At 40.9% G+C, this 22,283-nt stretch carries 19 protein-coding genes and 1 other RNA gene; 7 read left to right on the top strand and 13 right to left on the bottom strand.

The features are described 5' to 3' along the window. Position 1 precedes the first annotated feature (1 nt). Positions 2–598 carry a TetR/AcrR family transcriptional regulator gene (locus J0X13_RS03750; RefSeq protein WP_207070113.1) on the bottom strand — a complete coding sequence of 199 codons (597 nt, stop codon included), beginning with the start codon at positions 596–598 and terminating at the stop codon, positions 2–4. A 120-nt stretch (positions 599–718) separates the two neighbouring features. Continuing rightward, positions 719–3,319 carry an ATP-dependent chaperone ClpB gene (gene clpB, locus J0X13_RS03755; protein ID WP_207070114.1) on the bottom strand — a complete coding sequence of 867 codons (2,601 nt, stop codon included), beginning with the start codon at positions 3,317–3,319 and terminating at the stop codon, positions 719–721. A 142-nt stretch (positions 3,320–3,461) separates the two neighbouring features. Here clpB and ytxJ point away from each other — a divergent pair, with 142 nt between their 5' ends. Then, a complete protein-coding gene (gene ytxJ / locus J0X13_RS03760) occupies positions 3,462–3,851 on the top strand; it encodes a bacillithiol system redox-active protein YtxJ (protein ID WP_207070115.1) in 390 nt (129 codons plus the stop codon). Positions 3,852–3,882: 31 nt separating this feature from the next. On the opposite strand, the gene J0X13_RS03765 is transcribed toward ytxJ, so the two are convergent. Continuing rightward, positions 3,883–5,067, bottom strand: a complete 1,185-nt coding sequence (locus J0X13_RS03765; protein WP_207070116.1) for a hypothetical protein — start codon at positions 5,065–5,067, stop codon at positions 3,883–3,885. Between the two features lie 250 nt (positions 5,068–5,317). Here J0X13_RS03765 and glyA point away from each other — a divergent pair, with 250 nt between their 5' ends. Next, positions 5,318–6,592, top strand: coding sequence for a serine hydroxymethyltransferase (gene glyA / locus J0X13_RS03770; protein ID WP_313786329.1), 1,275 nt, complete (start codon positions 5,318–5,320; stop codon positions 6,590–6,592). Between the two features lie 15 nt (positions 6,593–6,607). Here the strand turns inward: glyA and J0X13_RS03775 are convergent, their stop codons facing one another. The 7 genes from J0X13_RS03775 to J0X13_RS03805 all read right to left on the bottom strand — a co-directional run bounded on the left by J0X13_RS03775 (position 6,608) and on the right by J0X13_RS03805 (position 13,413). Continuing rightward, a complete protein-coding gene (locus J0X13_RS03775; protein WP_207070118.1) occupies positions 6,608–7,315 on the bottom strand; it encodes a hypothetical protein in 708 nt (235 codons plus the stop codon). 121 nt (positions 7,316–7,436) lie between these two features. Further along, complete coding sequence (locus J0X13_RS03780) at positions 7,437–8,105, bottom strand: response regulator transcription factor (RefSeq protein WP_207070119.1); 669 nt, start codon at positions 8,103–8,105, stop codon at positions 7,437–7,439. Positions 8,106–8,135: 30 nt separating this feature from the next. After that, the gene (locus J0X13_RS03785; protein WP_207070120.1) at positions 8,136–10,220 is read right to left on the bottom strand and encodes a tetratricopeptide repeat-containing sensor histidine kinase; all 2,085 of its coding nucleotides are present in this window, start codon (positions 10,218–10,220) and stop codon (positions 8,136–8,138) included. Between the two features lie 346 nt (positions 10,221–10,566). Further along, positions 10,567–10,731: a hypothetical protein gene (locus J0X13_RS03790; RefSeq protein WP_207070121.1), complete on the bottom strand. Its 165-nt coding sequence runs from the start codon at positions 10,729–10,731 to the stop codon at positions 10,567–10,569. Between the two features lie 138 nt (positions 10,732–10,869). Further along, entirely contained in the window at positions 10,870–11,604 is a 735-nt protein-coding gene (locus J0X13_RS03795; protein ID WP_207070122.1) for a LytR/AlgR family response regulator transcription factor, read from the bottom strand. A 373-nt stretch (positions 11,605–11,977) separates the two neighbouring features. Continuing rightward, positions 11,978–12,370: an acyl-CoA thioesterase gene (locus J0X13_RS03800; protein WP_207070123.1), complete on the bottom strand. Its 393-nt coding sequence runs from the start codon at positions 12,368–12,370 to the stop codon at positions 11,978–11,980. Further along, the gene (locus J0X13_RS03805; protein ID WP_207070124.1) at positions 12,370–13,413 is read right to left on the bottom strand and encodes a glutaminyl-peptide cyclotransferase; all 1,044 of its coding nucleotides are present in this window, start codon (positions 13,411–13,413) and stop codon (positions 12,370–12,372) included. Before J0X13_RS03805 ends, J0X13_RS03800 begins: the two co-directional genes overlap by 1 nt. A 99-nt stretch (positions 13,414–13,512) precedes the next feature. On the opposite strand from J0X13_RS03805, the gene ffs reads away from it, so the two are divergent. The 3 genes from ffs (at position 13,513) to fsa (ending at position 15,141) form a co-directional block, all read left to right on the top strand. Beyond that, an RNA gene (gene ffs, locus J0X13_RS03810) (signal recognition particle sRNA small type) lies at positions 13,513–13,611 on the top strand. A 24-nt stretch (positions 13,612–13,635) separates the two neighbouring features. Then, complete coding sequence (locus J0X13_RS03815) at positions 13,636–14,445, top strand: SDR family oxidoreductase (RefSeq protein WP_207070125.1); 810 nt, start codon at positions 13,636–13,638, stop codon at positions 14,443–14,445. A 39-nt stretch (positions 14,446–14,484) separates the two neighbouring features. Continuing rightward, positions 14,485–15,141 (top strand): fructose-6-phosphate aldolase, encoded by a 657-nt coding sequence (gene fsa / locus J0X13_RS03820; RefSeq protein ID WP_207070126.1) that lies wholly within the window; start codon positions 14,485–14,487, stop codon positions 15,139–15,141. A 59-nt stretch (positions 15,142–15,200) separates the two neighbouring features. Here fsa and J0X13_RS03825 read toward each other — a convergent pair whose 3' ends face one another. Continuing rightward, positions 15,201–16,589 carry a TlpA family protein disulfide reductase gene (locus J0X13_RS03825; protein ID WP_242535607.1) on the bottom strand — a complete coding sequence of 463 codons (1,389 nt, stop codon included), beginning with the start codon at positions 16,587–16,589 and terminating at the stop codon, positions 15,201–15,203. A gap of 171 nt (positions 16,590–16,760) precedes the next feature. Between J0X13_RS03825 and J0X13_RS03830 the strand changes: the two genes are divergently transcribed. After that, complete coding sequence (locus tag J0X13_RS03830) at positions 16,761–18,389, top strand: ABC-F family ATP-binding cassette domain-containing protein (RefSeq protein WP_207070128.1); 1,629 nt, start codon at positions 16,761–16,763, stop codon at positions 18,387–18,389. Here the strand turns inward: J0X13_RS03830 and J0X13_RS03835 are convergent. Beyond that, the gene (locus tag J0X13_RS03835; RefSeq protein ID WP_207070129.1) at positions 18,386–19,105 is read right to left on the bottom strand and encodes a hypothetical protein; all 720 of its coding nucleotides are present in this window, start codon (positions 19,103–19,105) and stop codon (positions 18,386–18,388) included. The two genes, J0X13_RS03830 and J0X13_RS03835, sit on opposite strands and share 4 nt — an antisense overlap. A 213-nt stretch (positions 19,106–19,318) precedes the next feature. On the opposite strand from J0X13_RS03835, the gene J0X13_RS03840 reads away from it, so the two are divergent. After that, positions 19,319–19,846 carry a fasciclin domain-containing protein gene (locus J0X13_RS03840; RefSeq protein WP_207026749.1) on the top strand — a complete coding sequence of 176 codons (528 nt, stop codon included), beginning with the start codon at positions 19,319–19,321 and terminating at the stop codon, positions 19,844–19,846. On the opposite strand, the gene pheT is transcribed toward J0X13_RS03840, so the two are convergent. Further along, entirely contained in the window at positions 19,847–22,258 is a 2,412-nt protein-coding gene (pheT, locus tag J0X13_RS03845) for a phenylalanine--tRNA ligase subunit beta (RefSeq protein WP_207070130.1), read from the bottom strand. It abuts the gene before it with no gap. Positions 22,259–22,283 lie beyond the last annotated feature (25 nt).

Genomic DNA, 22,283 nt, shown 5'->3' on the forward strand with positions numbered 1-22,283 from the left:
TTTACTTCTTAAGCTCTTGCTTCACCAAGTATTCCAAATAAGTTATGGTATTGACCAAATATTTTCGGTCCTGTGTCATGGTGCTCATGGCTACGGCTCCTTGAATCATCGTGAACATTTGTTTGGCAAATTGCAAAGGCGGTACAGGCAATTTAATCTCCTCTTTATTCGCTCCATTTTCCAAAACAAGGGCGATTTTCCCCTCTATCTCTTTAATGGTTTCCTTAACGGCAGCGGCCAAAAGTTTGTTGTTGCCCTGTGCGTCTACCCCAACATTTAATAGGGGACACCCCCCCATTGGTAGCGTGAAAACATCATATTGTTTGTAAAAGTTCAATAAGGAGAATAATTTATCCAATGCTTCCAAACCGATTTCCAACTTATTGTCAATCGCTTCCAACAGTATATTTCGATTGTGTTCAAATGCGGATAACGCCAATGCCTCCTTGTTCTCAAAATTCCCATATATGGCACCCTTGGTCAGACCTGTGGCCTCGGTCAAATCACTCATGCTGGTACCTACATAGCCGAATTTATTGAAAATAGGGGCCACGGTCTCAATGATATAAGCGGTGGTCCTTTCTGCTTTCTTAGTCATTATAGTAAGGTTGGTGTTGGTGGAAACTAAGATATAAAAAATCAGATACTGTATGGTATTTTTCAAAACAAAAGCCCCTACTTTAACACAGTAAGGGCTTGTTTCTAAAGTGATTTGGTGTTATTCCACCAATTCATTCTGATTTCTGAACACTAATTCATCATCGAAAGAATCCAAGAGTACAATACTGTCGGAGGTTATTTTTCCTGACAATAATTCCTTGGAAAGGTTGTTCAAGACCTCTTTTTGAATCAATCGTTTTACGGGTCTTGCACCGTATTGGGGATCGTATCCTTTTTCAGCCAAATAGGCAACAGCTTCTTCGGTCGCATCCAAGGTGATGTTCTGCTTGGTCAACATTTTCTTCAAGTTGTCCAATTGGAGCCTAACAATATCCTTGATATCGGATTTGCTCAACGGAGTGAACATGATGATATCATCTATACGGTTTAGGAACTCCGGTCTAATGGTCTTGCGGAGCAACCCCAAAACTTCGACCCTTGCGGCTTCTGAAGCACTGTCCACGTCTATTGCATCCTCAAACTTCTCTTGAATAATATGGCTGCCCATATTACTGGTCATTATAATAATGGAGTTCTTGAAATCTGCCACACGGCCTTTGTTATCGGTCAACCTACCTTCATCCAATACCTGCAATAGGATATTGAAGGTGTCGGGGTGTGCTTTTTCAATCTCATCCAACAAGATTACGGAATAGGGTTTGCGTCTTACAGCTTCTGTCAACTGTCCGCCTTCATCGTAACCCACATATCCTGGAGGTGCACCAACCAATCTACTCACCGAGTGACGCTCTTGGTATTCGCTCATATCTATCCGTGTGATGGCATTTTCATCATCGAACAGATAGGCGGCCAAGGTTTTTGCCAACTCGGTCTTACCTACACCGGTTGTACCTAGGAATAGGAAGGAGCCTATCGGCTTCTTGGCATCTTGTAATCCTGCCCTGCTTCTTCGAATGGCATCGGAAACCGCAATGATCGCCTCATCCTGACCCACTACTCGTTTGTGCAGTACATCTTCCAGTTTCAAGAGTTTTTCCCGTTCACTCTGCATCATCTTGTTCACGGGGATACCGGTCCATTTGGCAACTACTTCGGCAATATCCTCATAGGTTACTTCCTCCTTGATCAATGTGCCTGCAGATTGTTGTTCCGCTAATTCCTCCTGAAGTTTATCCAGTCTTTCTTGGGCTTCCTTGATTTTACCGTATCGTAATTCCGCTACTTTGCCGTAATCGCCATTTCGCTCGGCGCGTTCTGCCTCTACCTTGTAGTTTTCAATATCCTCCTTTGTTTTTTGGATGTTGTCCACCACCGTTTTTTCACTCTCCCATTTGGCAAAGATCTCGTTACGCTCTTCTTTAAGATTGGCGAGCTCCAAATTCAAGGTTTTTAATTTGGCCTGATCATTTTCTCTTTTTATGGCTTCGATCTCAATTTCCAACTGCATTATCTTTCTGTCCATCACATCCAATTCCTCGGGTTTGGAGTTGATTTCCATGCGAAGTTTGGAAGCGGCCTCGTCCATGAGGTCGATTGCCTTATCGGGCAGGAACCTGTTGGTAATGTAGCGTTGAGAAAGTTCCACCGCACCGATTACCGCATCATCCTTGATACGAACCTTGTGGTGTGCCTCATATTTTTCTTTGATACCCCTTAGGATGGAAATGGCGCTCTCGGTATCGGGCTCGTCCACCATAACCTTTTGGAACCTACGCTCCAAGGCTTTGTCTTTTTCGAAATATTTTTGGTATTCGTCCAAAGTGGTGGCACCTATGGCTCTCAATTCGCCACGGGCCAAAGCAGGTTTCAGGATGTTTGCGGCATCCATGGCACCTTGTCCGCCACCTGCACCTACCAAGGTGTGAATCTCATCAATAAAGAGAACAATGTTCCCATCGGATGAGGTTACTTCTTTAATTACCGCCTTTAAACGCTCCTCGAACTCACCTTTGTATTTGGCACCTGCGATAAGTGCACCCATGTCCAAAGAATAGATGATTTTGTCCTTAAGGTTTTCGGGCACGTCACCCTGAATAATTCGGTGGGCCAAACCTTCGGCAATGGCAGTTTTACCCACACCGGGCTCACCTACCAACATAGGATTGTTTTTGGTGCGTCTGGACAAAATCTGCAAGACTCTTCGGATTTCCTCGTCCCTGCCGATTACGGGGTCCAATTTTCCACTGTCGGCCAGTTGGTTAAGGTTGTTCGCATATTTGTCCAAGGAATTGTAGGTTTCCTCCGCACTTTGTGAGGTGACCTTACCACCTTTGCGAAGTTCCTGTATGGCTACTTTCAAATCTTTTTCGGCTACGCCTTGATCTTTTAGGATTTGCCCGATTTTACTTTTGGATTTGAAAATAGCCAATAGCAAGTGCTCAACGGAAACATATTCATCGCCCATGTTTTTGGCAATGATACTTGCTTCGTTCACTGTTTTACTTGCTTCTCTGGAAAGCATTATTTCCCCTCCCGAAACTTTTGAAAAGCTTTGGAGTTCCTTGTCCAATATTTGGTTGATAAGGTTGGTGTTGACGTTCAATTTTTTCAATATGAAAGGCAACACGTTTTCATCGACCTCGCCAATGGCCTTGAACAAGTGTTCGTTCTCAATCTGTTGATGCCCAAATTCTTGGGCCAATTGCTGGGCCCTCTGAATGGCTTCCTGTGATTTTATCGTAAAATTATTAAAGTTCATAGTCGTTGTTTTTTTCTATAATGTCAACAACCTTACCAATGCGCCCCTACCGTCAAAATGTCCGACAAACCCTTTAAATACAGGACATTTAGTCAGTTGTAAGCTTTTTGTTCACTCACGACTTATCCCATAAATTTGCATTATGGGAATATTTGACAGCGTCTTCGGAAAGAAGGAGAAAACAAAAAAGGAAAAGAAAGCATTGCCGTGGATCCAATTGGAGTCTTTTGACCAATTGGAAGCGATCGCGGAAAACTCAAAAAACAAACCTCAGGTGATCTACAAGCACTCCAGTACGTGCGGTATAAGTAGAATGGTGTTGAACATGTTCACCGAGTCTTACGATACAGATTTGGATATAGACCTGTATTTTTTAACGATACAGCAACATAGGGATGTGTCCAACGCAATTGAGGACAAGTTCGGGGTTAGGCACGAGTCCCCTCAACTATTGATCATTAAAAACGGAGAGGTGGTTTTTCACACTTCGCACGGTGCCATTTCGGATACGGACCTTACAAAGTACTTATAAAAACGAAAGCCCCGAATCAACGGGGCTTTTTTTAATTGAACTGATATTGTGAGACAATGCTCTTGAGGCGCAATTTTAGGTCCTCTCCTGCATCGTAGACCATTTGTTCGTTGGAGGGAAATGGAACTTCCCTGGCGTTCAAGTACAGCATCAAATCATCTTCCAAAGCCCTCTTATCACCTTGATAGTTGGCGAAGATGTGTTCAAAGATAAATTCGCTGGACAGGGGGTAGGAATTGATTTCCTGCCCGTTTCTAAGGTCCGTAAAGCTGATTTTTGCTCCGATCTGGGCACTTTTAGTTTGCGTAAACTGGAACAATTTGCAAGTAACAGTTCGCATCTTGTCCACTTTTATTTTGTTACCCAGACTATCCTTCACCACATTTCCATCAGCATCCAAAAGGTATTGCCATCCATCTTTGATTTGTCTTTCTTTAATCACCTGTGTCTCGTTGATACGCTCAGGGGACACATTGATCTCCATGAAATCCAGATTCATGGCATAATCATATTTTACGCTTTCCAAAGGATTGGTGTGGTATTGCAACCAGAAATTGTCAATACCGAAAGCATTAAAATCCAAAAGTTCAGTTTCCAAACGCTCAGGAATGATCTGTTGGGTCTGATTTGCGATATCAACCCTAACAAACTCCAATCCTTTATTGTAGGCTTCATCCATTTTGGCGACGGTTTCCCTGTACCCTGGATTTATCTCCTGCAAATACTTTAGATCTTCGTAAGCGGTTCTGTAATCGGTTTTGTATTTGGCAGATGCCAATAGATTCAAAGCGTTTTGGTACAAATGTTCGGAAAGGTCGTCCTTGGTGTTTAAAATTCTGTTATCGTAGTTCACAAAACTGAATTCGGCCGTTCTTCCCTCGTCTTCGATATACAATGGTAATAGCGGTCTAATGCGTTGTTGAATCTGCTTCAATTGCAAATATTTATTGTAGATGGTCTCCAGATTGGATGGGTTACCATCATTTTGGAGAAAAGCAATTTCCTGCTGTTCCCTTTGGGTGTTTTTGGCAAATGCTTCTTCCAATAAAATAATATATTCCTGATGTCCTTTTTTGGTCTTGTTCTCGGCCAAGTTTTTAATGGCCTTGTTCATGGCCGCGGAATAATTACCCGTATTCAGGGCCTCCTGTGTTTTCTTTACGCCACTACAAGCGCTTAAAACTATAATCGTGGTTAAGAGTAAAACTTTTTTCATACTGGTCAACTTTATGGTTGTTTAGGGAGATTCAATAGCTGTGCCAAAAATCCTCACCCTATTAACGAAAAAGGACGCACGGTAGTATATTTTTGATAAAAAGCTTTGAAAACAGTAGTCCAGTGCCTCATTCCATTTTTTTAAAAATTGTTAATTGTCGTTTGATAAAATTAGGTCCCGATTGCATTTTAATAGATGGAAATCCCCTTTCAATTCGTAATTTTACGCCCTTAATTAAACAATGGGCAACATGCAACGAGACCAGAAAATTTTTGAACTTATAGCGCAAGAGAAAGAAAGACAGTTGGAAGGTATTGAACTGATAGCTTCCGAAAACTTTGTAAGTCCACAGGTAATGGAAGCCGCTGGATCCGTACTTACAAATAAATATGCCGAAGGATACCCTGGAAAGCGCTATTATGGTGGTTGCGAAGTGGTGGACCAAGTGGAACAGTTGGCCATAGACCGAGCCAAGGAATTGTTCGGTGCTGTTTATGCAAACGTTCAGCCGCACTCAGGCTCACAGGCCAATGCATCCGTTTACCATGCTTGCCTTAACCCAGGAGATACTATTTTAGGTTTCGATTTGTCCCACGGGGGGCATTTGACCCATGGTTCGCCCGTAAATTTCTCAGGGAAGTTGTATAATCCCGTTTTTTATGGTGTTGATGAGGAAACTGGTTTATTGAATTATGACAAAATCCAGGAAATCGCCGATAAGGAAAAGCCCAAATTGATTATTGCCGGTGCCTCTGCCTATTCCAGGGATATGGATTTTAAACGTTTCCGTGAAATCGCGGATAGTGTCGACGCTATTTTGTTGGCAGACATATCCCACCCCGCAGGATTGATCGCGAAAGGTATTTTGAGCGATCCTATCCCACATTGCCACATTGTTACCACCACAACCCACAAAACCCTGCGCGGTCCGCGCGGAGGTCTTATTTTGATGGGAGAAAACTTTGAAAACCCATTTGGTATCAAACTAAAAAATGGAAACTTGAGAAAAATGTCGGGTCTTTTGGATTTGGCGGTATTCCCTGGTAACCAAGGAGGTCCATTGGAGCACATAATCGCTGCCAAGGCCGTTGCTTTTGGCGAAGCACTCTCCGATGAGTTTTTGCACTACATGGTCCAAGTGAAGAAAAATGCTGCTGCTATGGCCAAAGCGTTTATGGACAAGGATTACAAAGTGATTTCTGGAGGAACTGACAACCACATGATGTTGATAGACCTTAGAAACAAAGGTATTACGGGCAAAGATGCAGAAAAGGTATTGGAGCACGCTGCTATTACCGCCAACAAAAATATGGTTCCATTTGATGATAAATCTCCATTTATTACCTCTGGAATACGTTTTGGAACTTCGGCCATTACCACAAGAGGTCTTAAGGAAGCCGATATGGAAACCATTGTAGGCTTTATAGATGAGATTATTACCGATGCGGAGAACGAGAAGAAGGTAGCCGAGATAAAACAAAAGGTCAACGACTTAATGAAATCGCGACCTTTGTTCAGTGTTTAGTATTTGCTTGTGAGGTTATTCATATAGGGAAATACCCTCTTCATAAAGTTTCTTTTTACCAAGAGAGTAAATAAGGGCTTCGTGCTCTTGTTTTTTGTCAAAGTACAAGCCCCAATAGTCAAAGTAGTTGCATTCGATACAGTCGTTGCTATTTATGGAGGTGTCTTCAAAAACAGGGATAAAAACTTCATACGGCATTTCGGTCAATCCTTTGGTGAAATATATGAAGTGCTTACCGATGGTGGTTAAAAGGGCACCGATTTGTTCCGGTATGCTGTACTGATAAAGTCTTGTTATAATTATGGAGGTATCCAAAAAGTGCATGGATATTTCCATTATATCTGCTGGATAGGTACTTTGTTCATTTAATTTATCTAGGGCCCCACTTACTACAAGTGAAATATCGGTACTGCTTTCTTCGGATAAGGAATAATTGACCCAGTCGCCATTGTTAAAATGTCTTAGGCAATCCGTTATGCCAAAATTAAAATGTAGGTCAATCACCAAATCCAGCTTTCCTTCAACCCTATTTTGTTTGCAACGAAGTTTGGCGTTGGCAAAAAAGTGCTTTTCCAAGACTTTTAAAAAATCATCCAAGCCCTCTGTGGCCTCGTATGTTTTTGCGCCTTGAGCGTTGTTTTTATTGTTGAATTTGTTAGGGAACGGCATGTTGATTGAATTCCAATTTTCTTTCAACATAAAATTAGAATGAATCTTTTGCATAGGATTACAGATAATCCTTAAAAATTCTGGGGTTTTCCCCTTGTTTGTAAGATTTTATGGTGATTTTAAACTTAAACCAACCACAAATGGTATGCGCTTAGTCTTTTTTAGGTATGGTCCATTAAATGAAACCTCTGTTTTTTGCCGCCAAAATCAACGCCAAATCATTTTCGTTCTCGGTGCCGAACAATGTTTTTAAGTGGCGCTTCCTATTTTCAATGGAGGAGGGGGAGAGCCTAATAAATTTTTCCAGATCCTTGTTTTTGGTTCCCTTGGAAAGATGGTAGAGAATCTGTTTGTCCTTTTCATCAATTTCAATGTCGTTGGCCATTTTCTTTCTAATGGCTCCCAATGCCTTGGATGAATAATACGGCGGATCCAACATTATTGTTTTTACTGCATCTTCAAGCGTTTTTGGGTCTATATCGGTCTTTACCAAATATCCATCGGGGTCCACGGATTTTAAAATACTGTTGATTCGAAAATTATCACTAAAAGAAGACATAAAAACAATTTTGCTATCAGGTACAATCTTGCGGGCCAATATTCCCAAGTCTTCACCGGTATAAGGTTGCTCCTCATTAGGGGCAAATAATTGAACATCCAAGAACAAAATATCGTACTGAAAAGAATTTACCGAGTCCTCGATCAGTTTTTTTCCCGTATCGTAGGAGGTGGCTGTATCAACAATTATATTGTATCCTTCAAATTCGATGCCTTCGAGTATAAACTTATACCCTAGCATGGTCATTTCGTGATCATCGATTGCCAGTATTCTCAATGTTTTCATTGTAGGTTTTATCTTTTTTTAATGGGGGATTTAGGCATTTAGTGCATTTATTTTCTCTGTGACACCCAATTCCATGTATTTGGCAGGTATCATTACTTTAATCTCAGTTCCTATTCCTGGTTTACTATCAATATCCAACTTTCCTTTGATCTTTTTTACCCTGGAAATTATATTTCTAAGGCCGATTCCTTTCTTTTTCTTATCAATATTAAATCCAACACCATCGTCTACAATGGTAAGTTTTAAAATATCGTCCACTACGGTAAATGAAATGGATACATTTTTACTTTTTGCGTGCTTCACGCAGTTTTTCAAGGATTCTTGAATAATCCTGTATGTATTGATCTTAATGTCCCCGAGTAAATTGTCCCAAGGTACTTTGTTGTCGTAGGTAAAGGAACAAGATATCCCGGAAGATTTTTCAATACCATCGATCATATCTTCCAACGATACTATAAAATTATGGAATTTTTCATAGGAGGCATGGTTAAGTTCATGGGAAATGGTCCGTATTTCTTCTTCAACTCCCTGCAATTTTTCAATAAGAGCTGCCCTTTGTTCAATGGAGGCTTGGTCCTCACGTTCGTTAAGCCCGCTCAAAATCAAGCGTATGCCCAACATTTCTCCCAAAATACCATCGTGTAGCTCTTCAGAAATACGTTTTTGCTCCAACTGTTTCCCTTCCTCCAGCTTTCCTTGTTGCGAGAGCATCAAATTATAGATTTCTTGGTTGCTTTCTTGTTGACGCTGTTTAAATTTTAATTGATTATTGCTTACATAAAGCGAAACAATGACCATAAAGCCGATACCAAAAACAACGAGCAGCATTGCGGCATATATCCATACTTGCTTTTCCTTGGCCAGGATTTGATTTTCCTCGATAATATCATCCGTTTCCATGCGAATACGGGCAAACTTGTCGCGCTTGGTGCGTTCCTCCTCTTTAATAGCTTCATTTAATTGAAAATACTCCTCGAAATACGATTGTGAATGGGCAGGGTCCAATCTGTTCAGTAATCTCAGGGCATCCAATGATCGATCATTGTTATAGGTTTCACGGGCAATGCTGTAAGCCTCTTTGGCTTCATCTATTGCCTTATCGGTCATTCCCTTGGTAGCTAATATTTCGGCGCGAAAATAATTAAGTCGCGCTTTATCGTAACGATTACCAGATAAAGAATTAATTAAAAAAGCTTCTTCTAAAAGTTGTTCTGCCTGCTCGGTATTATTGTCAACTTTTAGTATGGCATAGGCAAGACTGCCCAGTGCTTTTTCGTAGGTTTCCGGCAACTCTGATTTCAGGTTGTTATCATTCAGTAGTTGTTCATAAGATTGTTTTGCTTTTTCGAAATCACCAGAATTTAGATAAACACTGGCAATATTGTTTTCGATCTTCCATATCAGCTTACTATTGTCAGCCCTATTAGATTTGTATAAATATTCTTTGGCTTTATTGTATGAGGCTATTGATTTTTCACTGTCCCCCATTCCATTGGCCAAAACACCTAATATATTGTAAGCATTATACAATCTGTAATTGTCTTCAAGGTCATCAAAAATCTTGACTGCGGCAGTAGCGTTAATTTCGCCGCCCAAGTAGTCCTTGTAGGAATCCTGTACTCTGGCCATACTATAAAAAATGCGGGCTCTGAGTGATTTTGATGTGGAATCTACAGGTAATTGCTCAAAACTTTTCAATGCTTTTTTGTAATGGTAAAATGAACTGTCCGTAACCCCTTGGGAATTGAAAAATCCAGCTAAGTCCCAATGCGAGTACCCTAGAATGGTATTGTCTTTCAAGTTTTGCGACATTTCCAAGAGCAATTTATTTGTCCTCCTGAATTCAAGGGAATCCTCTAATCTTTTGTAAGCAAGCGAAATTTCCGAAAGTTGTTTTAACTGAACGGTGTCCTGCGATAATTCAGTAGTCAGTTTTTCAGCATCCGTTAAGTAAGATTTTCTATCCTGTAATGGGAGTTCCTTGGCCGTTTTGGCAATACTGATCAGTTCTTGAATAGAATCTACCTTAGATTTGGAAACCGATTCTTTTTCGGAGGTCTGCTGTGTACATCCCCATAAAAGAAGGATCAATAGTAAATAGGTTCCGTTTTTCAAGTTGAATAAGTTCATTAAATAAAATCCAAGGTAACAAAAAAGCCCCAAATCTCTTAAGGTTTGGGGCTCTGGTCAATATAGATGTCTAATTATAGTTGACGCTCATCGCTCAAACTACTGGCCAAACGCCTTCGACTTTTATTTTCTATGCCAATACGTACTTGATGAATTAAACTTTTCCTCTTGGTAATAGTGGACACCCTTTCTTTCTTAGTTCGGATACTGGGATTGTCCATAACCATTGTATCAGTTACATTTAAGAACATTATACATAAAACAGGCAGGTACAAAGTTGTGCGTAGCATTGATTTCATCTTTGGCAAAAGTAAATGGGGCGGTTATCTTGTTAAGTGCGATCGTCTGGATCAACTACATCACCATCAGTAGCATTCTGGTCCATTTGTAGTTGCTGGAACATTGCTTCGGTTTCCTGTACATCACTTTCTGCTTCGCAAGAGTAGAATCCAACGGTCAATAGTGCCAATGCTAAAATGCTAAATACTTTTCTCATAATGTTTGTTTTTAGGTGTAAATATTAGGTCTATACCACTAAAATAGAAGGCATTTTGAGCAGAAAGGCTACTTACAAATGGGGGATAGTATTTGCAGGGAATCTGAAAGAATTCTAACGTAATCTGAAAGAATTCTGCTAATTAAGGGTGTTTGTTGTGGTTTTGGAGAGCATTTCTTTAAGCCTATCCACTTTATCCTTATAGGTTTTGGAAAAAGGAAGTTCCTCTTCCTCACCATTTTTTAGGCTGCAGATGGATTTACCGTAGTTAATACGTGAAACATAGCTACTATTAAGGATATAGCTTTGGTGCACACGTATAAAATTCTTAGGCAACTTTTCTTCAAAGGACTTTAAGGTCTTGAACGCACTGATGACACTGCCGTCTTTCATAAAAAAATCCGTGGTGTTGTTATCGGATTTTAGATATAGAATGTTATTGGTGTCCAGATACCGATAGTCTTTATAGGATTTCAGACAAATCGTAGAGGGTGTATCTTGCTTTGGGTGCAGTTTTCTTAAACGTAGAATCGTTTTTCTGATATCGAACTCGTTATGCGGCAAGATCCAATAATCGAAAAAACCGCTTTTGATCGCATTGTAAGCGTATTTTTTTGATTTTGCATAGCCTATGATAAGGGGTAGGGTCTGCATATACTGGTTGAGTTCGGTAACCATTTGGAAGTAATCCATACCATCTTCCCCGAGATTGACAAGCACCAGGTCCGGATTGTATTTTAAAATGGAATTAAGACCGGAAGGAGCCGTGGTGTCAACACCCGCACAAACCAAATCTTGGTACTCCTCCAAATACAGCTGTAACTGTAGTTTTGAGGATGCGTCCGAATCGATTATGTTGTAGGTGTATTCCATGTGCAATTTGCTGATTGCAAGTTACTAACGCACAAAAAAAACTCATTGCAGTTTTCCCTTAAAAAAACTATGGGTTTCTTCCTAAAACGGGCTATTTTCCTACACTTTCCCATAAAAAATCGTTAAAATGGATTCAACTGTAACGAATCCCATGATTTTTTAATCCGATTTTATGGGGTGGAATTCTGGAAAATTTGGAATGTCAATTGGGTAAAGGTTGCGTTTAGTTGGTTCAACAAATAGGTTTAGTTCGTGTTTGGTTTACTACTATATTACAATTTGTTGGACCCGCTTCAAAATTTTGGGTAGTGGATTTTAAAATATACGCCTATATTTCGATGAAATACAGCATCTTATAACATTTGGGAGGGCTTTAACGCATAAAAAGCGCTTCAATTTCCTTTGGAACCCGTTTGGGACGAAAGGTTTTGGCATCCAATAAACACCATTCTGTGACCGCTTTTACCAAAAGCTCATCGGTTTCTTTGTTTTTGATTTCCACGACTCGTGTGGAAATAGGCCCTTTGTTACTTGCTATAAAGGTGTTTATTAGTATGGTGTTTCCCAATACGGCGGATTTGTGATAGGTGATATTGTGGTTCCGGACCACCCAGATCATGGAATTTTGAATCTCTTCCGTTGTCACATGCGTCCAATGCTTTTTGGAAATATCCTGAATCCACTCCACATATCTGATATTATTTACGTGGTTGAGGTCGTCCAGGTCGTTTGGGATTACATCAAAGGATTCCGTATATGTTTTCATTAGTCTTTTTTACGGATTTCCACTTCGAACAACTTGTCCCAATTTTTTCCTGTCACAAAAAATGTCTCCCGTTCCGGATGGTAGGCCACCCCGTTCAACACGGAGTTGCCCTCGTCCCATTCTGGGCCTTTTTTTACTTTGCTCTTGAGTCCACCAAAGTTAATGACACCTTCAATAGCACCAGAGGTCGCATCAATGATCATCATGCTTTCCTTTTGGTAGACGTTGGCATAGATCTTCCCATTAACGTACTCCAACTCATTGGCCATATTAAAAATGGATTTGTTGGTTACCGTTTCTATATAACCTTGCTCTTCCAAAGTCTCCGGATCCAAGAACCAAATTTTTTCGGTACCGTCGCTCTTGAATATTTTTTCATCATCGTGGCAAAGGCCCCATCCTTCGCGACTTTTGCCATAGGTGAAGTTTTTGATTTTTTCCAGATTGGATATATCGTATACATAACCTAAACCGCTCTGCCAGGTAAGTTGGTAAAGCTTATCGTTCATTATAGTGATGCCTTCTCCAAATACGGAAGCATCCATATCTATTTGCTGAAGCACTTCACCTGTTTCAAAGTTGACTTTCCTAACCGTGGAAGCGCCTTTTTTTCCAGTGCTTTCGTATAAAGTGCCCTCGTGGAACTCCAATCCTTGGGTGTAAGCACCTGTATCATGGGGATAACTATTTACAATTTCATAGGTGTAAACCTCTGGGGCTGCAGCGGCCAATAGCCTAAAATCCTTTTCCACCGCCACGTTCTGCTCTTCAATTTTAAATTTGGCAACCAAAGTTTTGTTCCCCAAGGCGGGTAGGTCCAACGTCAATTTGCCATTTTCAACGGGCATTTCCTTATCGTCTATATAATAGTGCAGGTCAGAAATCTCGATGTCTTTTTTGTTCTTGAGGGTCACGCCTAATTGCCCATTTTGCTGTATGGTTTTGTTTTCCAATTGAATGGAAAAATTCTTGGCCGGGTCTGCATTTCCGCCACAGGCCAAAAAGAAGAGCAATGCTCCTGAAATGGAAAAAAGTTTGCCCATTGTTCTTATTGCTTGTATCATAAATTATTGATCGTAAAACACCGAAATTAAGAATGAATTGGGATTGCCACAAATTTAAAAGGTCGTATATTTGCGGCCGGGCAAGTCCTACACGACCAGCTCCTGCAGAATCCCCCAGGGCGGGAACGCAGCAAGGGTATGCGGTCGTAGCGGTGCGATGTAGGTAGCTTGCCCTTTTTTGTACCCAAAAATCAGATGATCATGGATAAAAAAGTTGTACTGATCACAGGCGGTTCTTCAGGTATTGGTAAATCTATCGGGAAATACTTGACCCAAAAAGGATTTACTGTTTATGGTACTACGCGTAATCCTAAAAACTATCCCGATTTTACGGAGTTTGAACTTGTTCAATTGGATGTGAAAGATGTCGAAAGCATTCAAAATGCCGTTTCCTACATCATTTCCAAGGAAAACAGATTGGATGTATTGATCAACAATGCAGGTGTGGGTATCACAGGACCTATTGAAGAGACGCCCCACGAAGAAATACTCCATGTGTTCGACACCAACTTTCATGGCCCCGTACATGTAATGAAAGCCGTTTTGCCGCAAATGCGCAAGCAGGGAAAGGGAGTTATCATCAATATTACATCCATAGCAGGTTATATGGGGCTACCATATAGAGGGTTTTACTCTGCCACCAAAGGCGCTTTGGGGCTGATCACTGAAGCGCTGCGCATGGAAACCAAGGATTTTGGCGTAACCATAACCAATGTGGCCCCGGGTGATTTTGCCACCAATATTGCATCGGGCAGATACCACTCTCCGGTAATCAAAGGTTCCGCTTATGAAGAAAAGTACAGTCAAACCCTAAAAGGAATCGATGAGGACGTTGACAGTGGGGGAGACCCCATCCAAGTGGCCGAGGCGGTTTATAAGATCATCAACAGGAAAAAACCAAAGATACATAACCCAGTGGGTGCGTTTTTACAAAAGTTTTCCCTTAGGTTAAAGAAGATTTTACCCGACAAAGTCTACGAAAAATTGCTCCTCAACCATTATAAGTTGTAATTTTACACTTATTAGCGAACCAATTATAAATACTTAGAAATGAAGTTTTTTATTGATACTGCCAACCTTGACCAAATTAAGGAAGCCCAAGAATTGGGTGTGTTGGATGGTGTGACCACCAACCCTTCCCTAATGGCGAAAGAAGGTATTACAGGAAAGGATAATATTTTAAAACACTATGTGGATATCTGCAATATTGTTGATGGAGATGTTTCTGCCGAGGTAGTGGCCACTGATTTTGATGGAATGGTCAAAGAAGGTGAGGAGCTGGCAGAGCTGCACGAGCAGATTGTAGTGAAAGTTCCTATGATCAAGGATGGTGTAAAAGCATTGAAATATTTTTCCGATAAAGGTATTCGTACCAACTGTACATTGGTGTTCTCACCAGGCCAGGCCCTATTGGCCGCCAAAGCGGGAGCAACCTACGTTTCTCCGTTTTTGGGCAGATTGGACGATATTTCCACCGATGGTCTTAATTTGATAGCGGAAATCCGTTTGATTTATGACAACTACGGATTTGAAACTGAAATCTTGGCTGCATCCATCCGCCACACCATGCACGTAATTGATTGTGCCAAGCTTGGTGCCGATGTTATGACAGGCCCATTGTCTTCTATAGATGGATTGTTAAAGCACCCATTGACCGATATTGGATTGGCCAAATTCTTGGAAGATTATAAAAAAGGAAATTCCTAATAAGGAATCTAGATAAAAGCTAAGATAAGAGGCCCTGAATGAAAATTCGGGGCTTTTTTTTATAGGGAAGTATACAGGTTCGCAAACCCATCTACTACAACGGTGTCCTTTGCGATGACACATTTGTTGAGACCATCTATGATCATGGCCATTTGTAACTCTTTAAAATTCTCGCCAAAAAACTGCTTGCTCGTGTCCAGTTTGTAATCGTCCATGAGTTGCTTCCACTGGCTAAAATTGGTCCTTAAGTTAATGCCAACAAAGTTATAGTGAGGATATTTTTCCTCGAGGGAGGTAATATGTTTATTTACGTTTCTAAAATGACTCTTTTGATCGGCCGTCCAAAAATAGAAAACTGTATTTTTCTTATTGTTGGCCAAATCTTTTAAGGAAACAGATTCATTATTGATGTTCTTTACCGCAATATTGGGGATAGCGGTGTTTGGTTGCAAATTTTTAATGCCCTTGTACAATAAATCTATTTCCTCTTGATGTTCCTCGTTGGTGGAAAGGGATTTAAATTTATCTATAAACACGGTGGCCTCTTCACTCGGCTTGTGTTCCCTTAACAAATAATCCATCGCAACATTTCTGAAAAGGATATCCCTTAGCTCCGTCTGTTTCACAATACTGTCCACCAAAGTGAGCTTATGTTTATTGAAGTGCAATCTGTCGCTGACGGGTTGTCTGTTGGTAGAGCAGTTTTCCAAACAAGTCATGTAGGACATGTTTCCGAAGTGCCATTTCATAAAATCAAAATAAGGTCTAAAATACGTCAGGTCCTTATTATTGAGATCGATATTTTTTCGGTAACCATAAAAATCCTCACCAAGCTCATGAATGGTTTCCTCCCCAGTTTCCTTTTTATGGTAGAAAGGATATTTTTCCTTATTAACGTAAGTGTTGTAGTCAATTGAAGCTTCTGCCATGGCCAAAGCCTTAGGTGTAAATTGGTTGTCAGTGTTAAGTTCATTCAACAAAGCAGCCTTAATGGCATGCAAGGAATCTATTTTCTCACTAAATGCTTCAGGGGTTAAGCTGTAATACTCCTTTATAAGAGGCTCTTCTTTCTCGTTGGTCAAGAAAATCTCTATCAAAAAATTGTTGATTTCACTTCCTTTTCCGGAGTAAACCAAAGATTCATCAAATTCTACCGTATTCAAACGGGCCAGAAGGCTGTCGCCCTTGGTCAAATAAACGTATTGAAGTTCTGGTGTATGGTCAAAATGATAAAGTCCGTCCTCTATACCGTCAAGTTGAAAAGCAAAGTGATTGTTATCATCGAGCTTTACGGAATCCACATAAGAATCGTTGTGGTAGAGCACGACATACTCGCTTGTAGGGTTTACAATTTCTCCCCCAAAATATACTGAAGAACCGTTTTCTGGAGAATCAGAACACGATACGAGCGATAACAATAAGATAAGGCTGAGTAAAAATCTTACCATATATAGGGAACGATTCATTTGACTATCAAAAGTAAGCAACCCAAGAAGCCAAACTTGTTAAGGGGTAGTTAAATGTTGTTAAACGGCGATTTTTCATCGTTCAAATATGCGCTTTTAAATTAGAATTACGAATCCTATTTAGCTACTTTTGCAAAAAATAAAGATAGTTGCATGTTATCAGTATCGAATTTATCCGTACAGTTTGGCAAAAGAGTTTTGTTCGATGAGGTTAACGTAACCTTTGCCCAAGGGAATTGTTACGGTATTATTGGTGCCAATGGCGCTGGTAAATCTACGTTTTTAAAAATATTATCCGGGCAAATCGAACCTACTTCGGGCCATGTACATTTGGAACCTGGGAAACGGATGTCCATTCTGGAACAGAACCACAATGCATACGACGAGTACCCTGTATTGGAGACCGTGGTAATGGGAAATAAGCCCTTGTTCGAGATAAAAAAGGAAATTGATGCCCTCTACGCGGACTATACCGATGAGAACGCTGAGAAAATAGGTGAGCTTCAAGTGAAGTTCGAGGAGATGAACGGATGGAATGCCGATAGTGATGCAGCTGCCATGCTTTCCAATCTTGGCATTACGGAAGACCTGCACTATACCAACATGGGCGACCTGGATTCCAAACTTAAGGTACGTGTCCTCCTGGCACAGGCCCTGTTCGGAAACCCTGATGTGTTGATCATGGATGAGCCTACCAACGATTTGGATTACGATACCATCAACTGGTTGGAGAATTTCTTGGCCAACTACGATAATACGGTAATCGTGGTATCTCACGACAGGCACTTTTTGGATGCCGTTTGTACCAGTATTGCGGATATCGATTTTGGAAAGATCAACCTGTTTTCAGGAAACTATACATTTTGGTACGAGAGCAGCCAATTGGCAGCGCGCCAAAGAGCCCAACAGAATAAAAAAGCCGAGGAAAAGGCCAAGGAACTTAACGAGTTTATACAGCGTTTTAGTGCCAACGTCGCCAAAAGTAAACAGGCGACTTCTCGTAAAAAGATGTTGGACAAACTTAAGGTTGAAGATATTAAGCCTTCAAGCAGAAGATATCCTGCCATCATTTTTGACCGAGAGCGCGAAGCTGGGGATCAAATTTTGAATGTTGAAAAATTATCGGCCACTTCGGAAGATGGGGATTTATTGTTCAAAGATGTGAACATCAACTTGGCGAAGGGCGATAAAGTTGCCATTTTATCCAGGGATTCACGTGCGACCACGGCTTTCTACGACATAATCGCTGAAAAAACAAAGGCAGATAGTGGTAAGTTTCAATGGGGTGTGACCACCACCCAATCCTATTTACCTGCGGATAACTCCGATTTCTTTCAGGAGGATATCAACCTAGTCGACTGGCTACGTCAATGGGCCAAAACGGAAGAGGAAAGGGAAGAGGTGTACCTAAGAGGTTTCTTGGGCAAGATGTTGTTCAGTGGTGAAGAGGCCCTGAAAAAATGCACTGTGCTTTCCGGTGGAGAAAAAGTACGTTGTATGCTAAGCCGAATGATGATGCTCCGTGCCAACGTACTTATGTTGGACGAGCCCACCAACCACTTGGACCTGGAAAGTATTACCGCCTTCAATAACTCCTTGAAGAACTTTAAAGGAACAATTTTGCTCACCACCCATGACCATGAGTTTGTGAACACGGTGGCAAACAGGATCATTGAGTTGACACCCAACGGCGCTATTGACCGTTACTTGAGCTTTGATGATTACATGTCCGACAAGTCCATAAAAGAGCAGCGCGAAAAAATGTACGCGGTTACGGCCTAGGCATTAAAATACTTACTTTTCCAAATAGCTGGGTTAAAGTTTTTTCCCAGTGCAAATCCGTAGAAAATAACTATGGATGCTATGCATTTGAACATAAAAAAGTAGATGATCCAAAACTCTGCCGTGGTGCTTTTTTTGGAGAATAGGCCTTCAGGGATCATTAAGGTTACAAGATAACTGACCAAAAGGACCACCAACGTGAGGTTTGCAATGTTTTTAAATGGCCATGCAAACAATTTTCGCAAGGGGTGTAGATCGTTTCCCCATTTGTGGATCAAATAGAAATAGTCGTTTCCAATGGGAGCGAAGAGTAAAGGGTCGTCCTTATCTTCCAGTTTGAACAATTTGGAAGGAGCCATAATTTTAAATCCTTTGATTTCGGTATTGTGGGCAGTTTCCAAGTGCTTTATTTTGGAAATGGCTTCCTGTGGAATTTCACCTTTAAAGTAAGAACTGTTCAAAAAACGTAATCGGTAAGCAATACAGATGTCCTTGATTTGATCGATATGGAAGATTTTATCGGTTTCCAACAAATCAAAATCAAACTCATTGCTACGAGTATTGTTTTTGGAATTGAGCTGATCGGATATTTTCGATTCTTTCAATGCATCTTCCCGCAAAATTTGCTGGACTTCCGCTAAAATCCTCTCATGGTTTCCTTTCTTTTCTCTAATGTTTTGAAGTTTGTGTTCAATGTTTGTTCCTTTCAAAATCACGCATTTTTTTAGTAATCAACTCAAATTTAAGGATTTGAATTTTCGATACTGACATTTGTCATAAAAACGCAATGTTAAGTTTTTGTTAAATGAAATTTTGAAATGTTGAAATAGCGGGGATGTCATCAAAAAAGATGTATCTTATCGACGTTTTTGGCAGTTAGTCGTATAATTATACTAAAAAGAACAAGCCCTAAAATTTTGACCAATTATATGAATACCCCCGCAACTAAACTCTTGCTTGGCTTTTGCTTGGCTTTTTCTATTTATACAACTGCCCAAAATACTTCCAATGCGCTTTCTTACACCAGTAAGTTGGACAACCATAAAATTCTATTGAGTGCAGTAAATGCGACAGAGTTGGGTACGTTGCTCAAAAAATCAGGACCATTTACCATTTTCGCACCTTCCGATGCAGCATTCGAGAAATTTTCGAACAACAAAATGGCAGAGCTGATCAATGCAGAGGATAAAAGCGCATTAAAATCGTTGTTGTCCTATCATATTGTAGCCGGTCAGCTGACGGCATCTCGCATGCTTCGAGCTATAGGTAGAGGTAATGGGATTGCTCGTTTCACCACTGTACAGGGCAAAAAACTGACAGCACATTTGGATGGGTACGATATTGTGCTCACCGATCCTGTTGGTAATACCGCAAGAATAACTACAGCCGATCTTAATTTGGAAAATGAAGGTGTGGTTCACGAAATAGACAGTGTTATTTTACCTGCCCAAATGTAATTAGCGAAGTTCCGCTCCCAATTCCTTTTGATACTGGGCCAATAGTTTGCCCATTATTTTGTCGATTTGCTTGTCCGTCAAGGTTTTCTTTTCGTCCATCAAAGTAAAGCTTACTGCATAGGATTTTTTACCTTCAGGAAGGTTTTCACCTGTATACACATCGAAAAGATTCACTTTTTTAAGCAATTTTTTCTCCGTATTCCAAGCTATATCGTATACTTTTTGGAAAGAAACCGAGTCGTCCAGTAACAAGGCAAAATCCCTGGTTACTTCCGGGAACTTGGGAATTTCCTTGAAAGCCACGTTTTGAGTGCTTACGGACTCGAGAATGGCGTCCCAGTTCAAATCGGCATAAAACACCTCTTGTTTGATGTCCAATTGTTTTAGGGCGGCTTTGCCGACCAATCCGAGAGACACCATTGTTGTGTTGTTCTTCACATAAGAAATGCCTTCCGCATAATCTGGTTCCGATAAAGGTTTTGTATCAATGTCCCTGAGACCCAAGCGCTCAAAAACATTGTCAACAATACCTTTCAGGTAGAAAAACTCCGATTTTTTGGAGGCAACGGCCCAACTATTTTGTTTGCGGTCGCCAGAAATAAAAATAGCCAAGTGCTGCTTTTCTTTATGTTGGCCACTTACTTTGTGATAGGTTTTGCCAAATTCGAACAGTTTAAGATCTGTTTTTTGCCTATTGTGGTTATAGCTCACCGTTTGTAGGCCAGAATGAAGCATGGAGGTCCGAAGCACTGATAGGTCGGAACTCAAAGGATTCATCATTTGAACAGCGCTATCATCATCCGAAGTGATCTCGGATGAAACCAAACTGTTGGTCATGATCTCATAGAAACCTTTGGAAGCCAACATACTTCCGATAACATCCTGAATTCTGTAGTTTTCGAATCGTGAAGTTTTGGCGATGGAGGCATTAAGTTTTTCCTTGAAATCAATATTGTTATAGCCAAATACCCTTAGAATCTCCTCAATTACGTCAACTTCTCGGGTAACATCGACTCTGTAGGTCGGAATGGTCAATCCGAGACCTGACTCGGTAACGTTGTTGATTCGGATTTCGAGGGACGAAAGAATGGATTTAATCGTGTCCTGTGGGATTTCTTGACCAATCAGGGAGTTTATTTTACTGAACGTCAAGAACACCTGTCTTTCTTGTGGTTTCTTCGGGAACAAGTCGGCAATCTCAGATGTAATATATCCTCCAGCGATTTCCTTGATCAATAAGGCAGCCCTTTTAAGGGCGTATTTCGTTACATTGATATCGATACCTCTTTCAAATCTAAAGGAAGCATCGGTGTTCAATCCATGTCTTTTTGCTGTTTTTCTTATGGAAACGGGATCAAAGTAGGCACTTTCCAAGAAAATGGAAGTAGTGTGCTCAGTAACGCCCGAGTGGATTCCTCCAAAAACACCGGCAATACACATTGGTTTTTCGGCATCGCAGATCATGAGGTCATCCTCGTGCAGTTCACGTTCAACCTCATCCAAAGTGGTGAACTTGGTTCCAGCGGGCAAGGTTTTTACTTCAACCTTGTTGCCTTTGATTTTAGAAGCATCAAAAGCGTGCAACGGCTGTCCCAGTTCGTGAAGCACGTAGTTGGTAACATCCACCACGTTATTTATAGGGGTCAAACCAATGGCTTTTAACCTATTCTTTAACCAATCCGGGGAATCCTGTACCAAAAGATTGCTAATGGTAACACCGCAATATCGTGGTGCAAGGTCGCTGTCCATGACCTCCACATCCACCTTTAGCGAACGATTGTCAATGGAAAAATTACTAACCGATGGGGTAACCAGTTCCTTCTGTATTTCCTTTTGCTCCAAGCCTGCTTTTAAATCGCGCGCCACTCCAAAGTGACTCATGGCATCGGCTCGGTTGGGAGTGAGGCCTATTTCAAAAACTTCATCGTTCTCGATTTCAAAAACCTTGGAACAAGGGGTTCCAGGAGTCAATTCCTCATTGAGTACCATAATGCCATCATGGCTTTCACCAACACCGATTTCATCTTCGGCACAGATCATTCCCTGGCTCACCTCTCCGCGAATTTTACCTTTTTTGATCACCCAGGCTTCACCTTCTTTGGTGTAGAGCGTGGTACCTATAGTGGCAACGGGCACTTTTTGTCCAGCAGCTACATTGGGAGCGCCACATACAATTTGTACGGGGGCTTCCTGCCCTATATCAACAGTGGTTAATTTAAGTCTATCGGCATTTGGGTGTTTTACACAAGTAAGAACGTGACCGACTACAATGCCCTTTAGTCCACCCTTAACTGATTCGAATTCTGATATGCCCTCAACCTCCAGACCTAAATCCGTTAAAAGTTCACCTGTTTTTTGAGCATCCCAATCAATTTGTAAAAATTGCTTCAACCAGTTATAAGAAATCTTCATACTCCATTTTTAGAGGGCACAAATA

This window comes from [Muricauda] lutisoli (nom. illeg.) (assembly GCF_017313105.1).
GTDB lineage: Bacteria > Bacteroidota > Bacteroidia > Flavobacteriales > Flavobacteriaceae > Flagellimonas > Flagellimonas lutisoli.

Excerpts from the sequence above, each read along its gene's own strand:
- J0X13_RS03825 (WP_242535607.1), bottom strand. The coding sequence starts at position 16,589 with ATGGTAAGATTTTTACTCAGCCTTATCTTATTGTTATCGCTCGTATCG.
- J0X13_RS03775 (WP_207070118.1), bottom strand. The coding sequence starts at position 7,315 with ATGCAAAAGATTCATTCTAATTTTATGTTGAAAGAAAATTGGAATTCA.
- J0X13_RS03840 (WP_207026749.1), top strand. The coding sequence starts at position 19,319 with ATGAATACCCCCGCAACTAAACTCTTGCTTGGCTTTTGCTTGGCTTTT.
- J0X13_RS03800 (WP_207070123.1), bottom strand. The coding sequence starts at position 12,370 with ATGAAAACATATACGGAATCCTTTGATGTAATCCCAAACGACCTGGAC.
- clpB (WP_207070114.1), bottom strand. The coding sequence starts at position 3,319 with ATGAACTTTAATAATTTTACGATAAAATCACAGGAAGCCATTCAGAGG.
- J0X13_RS03815 (WP_207070125.1), top strand. The coding sequence starts at position 13,636 with ATGGATAAAAAAGTTGTACTGATCACAGGCGGTTCTTCAGGTATTGGT.
- J0X13_RS03750 (WP_207070113.1), bottom strand. The coding sequence starts at position 598 with ATGACTAAGAAAGCAGAAAGGACCACCGCTTATATCATTGAGACCGTG.
- ytxJ (WP_207070115.1), top strand. The coding sequence starts at position 3,462 with ATGGGAATATTTGACAGCGTCTTCGGAAAGAAGGAGAAAACAAAAAAG.
- pheT (WP_207070130.1), bottom strand. The coding sequence starts at position 22,258 with ATGAAGATTTCTTATAACTGGTTGAAGCAATTTTTACAAATTGATTGG.
- J0X13_RS03830 (WP_207070128.1), top strand. The coding sequence starts at position 16,761 with ATGTTATCAGTATCGAATTTATCCGTACAGTTTGGCAAAAGAGTTTTG.
- J0X13_RS03780 (WP_207070119.1), bottom strand. The coding sequence starts at position 8,105 with ATGAAAACATTGAGAATACTGGCAATCGATGATCACGAAATGACCATG.
- J0X13_RS03790 (WP_207070121.1), bottom strand. The coding sequence starts at position 10,731 with ATGAGAAAAGTATTTAGCATTTTAGCATTGGCACTATTGACCGTTGGA.
- J0X13_RS03795 (WP_207070122.1), bottom strand. The coding sequence starts at position 11,604 with ATGGAATACACCTACAACATAATCGATTCGGACGCATCCTCAAAACTA.
- fsa (WP_207070126.1), top strand. The coding sequence starts at position 14,485 with ATGAAGTTTTTTATTGATACTGCCAACCTTGACCAAATTAAGGAAGCC.
- J0X13_RS03765 (WP_207070116.1), bottom strand. The coding sequence starts at position 5,067 with ATGAAAAAAGTTTTACTCTTAACCACGATTATAGTTTTAAGCGCTTGT.
- J0X13_RS03805 (WP_207070124.1), bottom strand. The coding sequence starts at position 13,413 with ATGGGCAAACTTTTTTCCATTTCAGGAGCATTGCTCTTCTTTTTGGCC.
- glyA (WP_313786329.1), top strand. The coding sequence starts at position 5,318 with ATGCAACGAGACCAGAAAATTTTTGAACTTATAGCGCAAGAGAAAGAA.